The sequence below is a fragment of the Negativicutes bacterium genome (assembly GCA_018052945.1).
Taxonomy (GTDB): domain Bacteria; phylum Bacillota; class Negativicutes; order JAGPMH01; family JAGPMH01; genus JAGPMH01.
This window is the reverse complement of record JAGPMH010000068.1, coordinates 1-5,393: the sequence shown is the minus strand read 5'-3', so window position 1 is coordinate 5,393 and position 5,393 is coordinate 1. Positions and strand designations below refer to the sequence as shown.

General features: G+C 35.6%; 2 protein-coding genes. Both read right to left on the bottom strand.

All coding sequences use genetic code 11. The features are described 5' to 3' along the window. Positions 1-506: 506 nt before the first annotated feature. On the bottom strand, positions 507-4,262 hold the full coding sequence (locus KBI38_07910; protein MBP8629974.1) for a phosphoribosylformylglycinamidine synthase: 3,756 nt from the start codon (positions 4,260-4,262) through the stop codon (positions 507-509). 33 nt (positions 4,263-4,295) lie between these two features. After that, a complete protein-coding gene (gene speD, locus KBI38_07905) occupies positions 4,296-5,078 on the bottom strand; it encodes an adenosylmethionine decarboxylase (protein ID MBP8629973.1) in 783 nt (260 codons plus the stop codon). Between the last annotated feature and the right edge of the window lie 315 nt (positions 5,079-5,393).

Sequence of the window (5,393 nt, the reverse complement as noted above, 5' to 3'; positions counted from 1 at the left end):
TAAAGTAATTAGTAAAATTAAAATGCGAATTTTCATAATAATGATTTTTAAAAAAACTATCAAATAGTTCTTTATCAGCTTTAGTTATTTCTTGAAAATTAATAATAAACACCTCCATCTTTTAAGAATAATGATTGACTAAATATAGTTTAACTATGGTTTAGCAATCGTGAAACATTAGTGTAAAGGCTGGGGAATGATTGTAATTTAAATGTGCGGTGTTTCGATTTTAGTCATCTTGTACATCACCAAAAATCTTTAAGGTTTAGTGCCTTATCTCAGAGTGACAAATAACATGAAAATCTCAAATTTACACTATTTGGTGGCAATGGTTGAACTATTGATTAACTACCTTTTCACTATTGTTTCACCATTGTTCAATATTTCCCACTATCATTCAATAAAGAAAACTACGCACTGTACCAGTGCGTAGCCTTATTTTTTTATCAGTATCTTCTACATAATATAGTACAAAATAATAATTATTACAATCTTTTACGGTGTTTTTATTTATAATAATTAACACCGGCTGCAAAGATTTGTTGGTCTTTAGCACCAACAATATTTTTTGCAACATTTGTGCCAATACGCTCTGAATGTCCCATCTTGCCTAATACTCTACCATCCGGGCTGGTAATTCCTTCAATGCCCCAAGTTGAACCATTAGGATTAAACGGAATATTAAGACTAGCTTGACCGTTATGATCAACATATTGCGTCGCAATTTGACCATTAGCCATTAATTGCTCTAACATTTTCTCATCAGCAACAAAACGCCCTTCACCATGTGACATTGCAATAGAATGCACATCGCCAACTTTAACATTATTAAACCATGGTGACAAGTTTGATACTACTTTCGTTTGTACCATGCAAGAAATATGGCGGTCAATTTTATTATGAGTTAACGTTGGACTGTCAGCCTTAATATCGGTAATTTCACCATATGGCACCAAGCCCAGTTTAATTAGCGCTTGGAAACCATTACAAATACCCAACATCAAACCATCACGCTGTTGTAATAATCTTTGAACAGCTTCTTTAATGCGTGGATTTCTAAACATCGCTGCAATAAACTTACCAGAACCATCAGGTTCATCGCCGGCACTAAAGCCACCTGGCAACATTAAAATTTGCGCTTGCTCAATGCCTTTAACAATAGCCTGAACAGATTCCTCTACCGCGGTTGCTGTTAAGTTTCTAATAACCAAAGTCTCGGCTGTACCGCCTGCTAATTCAAACGCTTTAGCCGTATCGTATTCACAGTTTGTCCCTGGGAACACAGGAATGAAAATTCTTGGCTTAGCATAATTAGCTTGAGCTTTTATTACATTACCTTTATTATATGCCACAGTTGGAATTTCATTATTGTCAACTTTCGTTTTAGTTGGGAATATTTTTTCTAAAGTATTCTCAAAAGCAGCCTGTGCTTCTGTTAAGGAAACTTCAAAATTATTTGCAATAATAGTCTTATTATCAATCGTTGAACCTAATTCATAATAACCAGTACCAGCAAGTTCCGCACTAACATCAGCATTAACTTCTAATACCAATGTCCCGTAATCAGGCTTAAAGTGATCCGCAGTTACAGCTTCAGCAAAGCTAAAACCAATTTGGTTACCAAAACTCATTTTACTGATTACCGCTGCAATACCACCGGTTCTTACACTGGAAGCCGCTAGCACTTTCCCTGTTTTAATTAAGGCACTAACCTTAGCAAAATTATCACGCAGTACTGCAAAATCAGGTAAGTCAAATTTATCAATAACCGCCGGAACTGCTATTACTTTGTTACCGGCTTGTTTAAATTCAGCTGAAATAGTATTTTTCGCACTAACAACATCAACCGCAAAGGCAATTAATGATGGTGGAACATTAATATCTTTAAAAGTTCCCGACATACTGTCTTTACCGCCAATGGCTGGAATACCAAATTCTTGTTGTGCTTTTAATGCCCCTAATAACGCACTAAACGGTTTACCCCATTTAACTTCATCGGTACCCAATTTTTCAAAGTACTCTTGTAAGGTTAAACGAATACTATCATATTTACCGCCAACTGCCACAATCTTTGAAACCGCTTCCACTATCGCATATAACGCGCCATGGAATGGACTCCATTTTGATAAATATGGATTAAAGCCATAAGTCATTGCAGTAGCAGTATCAGTGTCACCTTGTAGCAATGGTAATTTTGCAACCATCCCTTCACTTGGTGTCGCTTGATATTTACCACCAAAAGGCATTAACACAGTTCCTGCACCAATAGTGCTGTCAAAGCGTTCTACTAACCCTTTTTGACTGCAAACATTTAAACTACCTAAATTATCTAACCAAGCTTGTTTTAAATCAGCAGCATTAACAAAACTTTGCTTAAAGTAATTTTCGTCTTGGTTCGGCAATTCAACTTTAACGCTTACCGTTTGTTTAACACCATTAGTATTTAAAAACTCACGACTAAGGTTAACAATTTGTTGATTACGCCAATTCATTTTTAAACGATTATCGTCTTTTACTTCGGCAACAATCACCGCTTCCAAGTTTTCCGCACTAGCATAGTCAATAAAAGCTTGAGCATTATCAGCTTCAACTACTACTACCATCCGCTCTTGTGATTCAGAAATTGCCAGTTCCGTACCATCTAAACCATCATATTTTTTTGGTACTGCATCTAAATTTATTTCTAGCGCGTCAGTAAGTTCACCGATTGCTACGGAAACACCACCGGCCCCAAAGTCATTACAACGTTTGATCATTGTGCTAACATTTTTATTTCTGAATAATCTTTGAATTTTTCGTTCAGTCGGCGGATTACCTTTTTGCACTTCTGCACCGCAAGAAAATAATGATTCTTCAGTGTGTTCTTTTGAAGATCCGGTAGCACCACCGCAACCATCACGACCGGTACGACCACCTACTAATATCACTACATCACCGGCTTTAGGCACTTCTCTAACTACATTGCATTTAGGTGCTGCCGCAATAACGGCACCGATTTCCATACGTTTTGCAACATAATCTTCATGATATACTTCCGCAACTTGACCGGTGGCCAAACCAATTTGATTACCATAAGAACTATAACCAGCGGCTGCCCCAACAGTTATTTTCTTTTGTGGTAATTTGCCAGGAATCGTATCTTTGATTGCCCCTCTTGGATCAGCACTGCCTGTTACCCTCATCGCTTGATAAACATAAGAGCGACCAGATAATGGGTCACGAATGGCACCACCTAAACAAGTTGCCGCTCCACCAAACGGTTCTATTTCAGTCGGATGATTATGCGTTTCATTTTTAAACATAACCAGCCATTCTTCGTTTACACCATCAATATCGGCATTTACAACAATACTACAGGCATTAATTTCCTCCGACTCATCAAGATCAGTCAGTTTACCCATTTTGCGTAATTGTTTCATACCAATAACCGCAATATCCATCAAACAAATATCGCGCTTTTTATCACCATAAACTTCAGCTCTGGCTTTTTTATAGTCTTCATAAGCTTTTACAATCGGCGCTGCAAAATAACCTTCGCCAATTTCAACAGCTTCCAACTCTGTTAGAAAAGTAGTATGACGACAATGATCGGACCAATAAGTATCAATCAATTTTATTTCTGTAATCGTTGGTTGACGTTTTTCATTGTCGCGAAAGTAAGCTTGGCAGAATTTCAAATCTTCAAAACTCATTGCCAATCCTAATTCATTCATAAATTCAGCTAATGCGGTTTCATCTTTTTCATTAAAACCCTCTAAAACTTTAACAGCAGCTGGCACTATATTTTCTAATGATAAAGTTTGTGGTTTGTCCAGGTCAGCTTCACGGCTTTCTACCGCATTGATACAATATTCTTTTACCGCTTGTACTTCGGCAGCAGTTAAATCACCCTCTAGCACTATTACCTTGGCACTTAAGATCACCGGACGCTCTTTTTGCGTTAATAACTGCACGCATTGTGCCGCTGAGTCAGCGGTTTGATCATATTGTCCCGGTAAATATTCAATTGCAAAAACATTATCGGTTTCAGCTAGCGGTAATATTTCATCATAAACTATATCAACATTAGGCTCAGAAAACACAATATTACGAGCTTGTGCATATTCAGCCTCATTAATTCCTTGAATATCATAACGATTAATCAATCTAACATTGGTTAATTTTTCAAGACCTAAACTTTCTACTAAATCACCTAATAGCGCTTGAGCAGGAATATCAAATCCTGATTTTTTTTCAACGTAAATACGTTTAACTTGCTCCATGTTCAGCCTCCTTCATAATTTGCTTAAGGCAAACTATACTTTTACTTTAGGAATATTACGACCGTAGAAAATTTCAGTCATTTCTTTTTTCAAGCGTTGTTTTGCTTTACGCTTCTCACCGATTAACAACTCATTTTTCGGCGTTCCAAACAAATAATTATCTAAATCAAACTCTTTTAATAACATTTTTGTATGAAAAATATGTTCTTGATAAACATTAACATCAATCATTTGATATTGTTCACGAATTTTCGGATCAATATAATTTTGAATTGAATTTATTTTATGGTCAATAAAACATTTGCGACCATTAACATCTCTAGTAAAACCTCTCACTCGGTAATCCACAATAGCAATATCAGAACAAAAGCTTTTTAATAAATAATTTAAAGCTTTTAGTGGTGAGATATGCCCACAAGTTGAAACATCTATATCGGCCCGGAACGTACTGATCCCTTTATCAGGATGACTTTCTGGGTAAGTATGTACTGTTATATGACTTTTATCTAAATGTGCTACTACTGTTTCTGAAGTCGGTTCCACCGGTTCTTCAGAAATAAGCATAGTTACGCTGGCACCTTGTGGCTCATAATCTTGTTTGGCAATATTTAAAATATTGGCGCCAATAATATTTGCTACTTCAGTTAAAATATTCGTAAGGCGTTCTGCATTGTATTCTTCATCAATATATTCAATATATGCCTGGCGATGTTCCGGAGTTCTGGCATAACATATATCATACATATTAAAACTTAATGATTTGGTTAGGTTGTTAAACCCATATAATTTTAATTTTTTAATGTCTTTAATGTCCATTTAATCCACCTTACTTATAAATTTTAACTTTACCAAATTTCATTATAACACTATCTAAATAAATAACCTATATTTATTTAGACTAAACTGATAAAAAACCTGCTAGCAATAACAGGTTTTTTTATCTTTATTATTATTATAGATTAACGCAAAAAAATCAAGCATTTTTTACAGGATGTTAGGACGGGATGGGGAATACCATGATAACGATGGTGGAATAATGGTTGAAATATAGTGTAATGTGGTGAAACAATAGGAGAAGATAGATTATAACAATTTTTTAACAAATCTTATACAACCTTTAAACTATTGCTT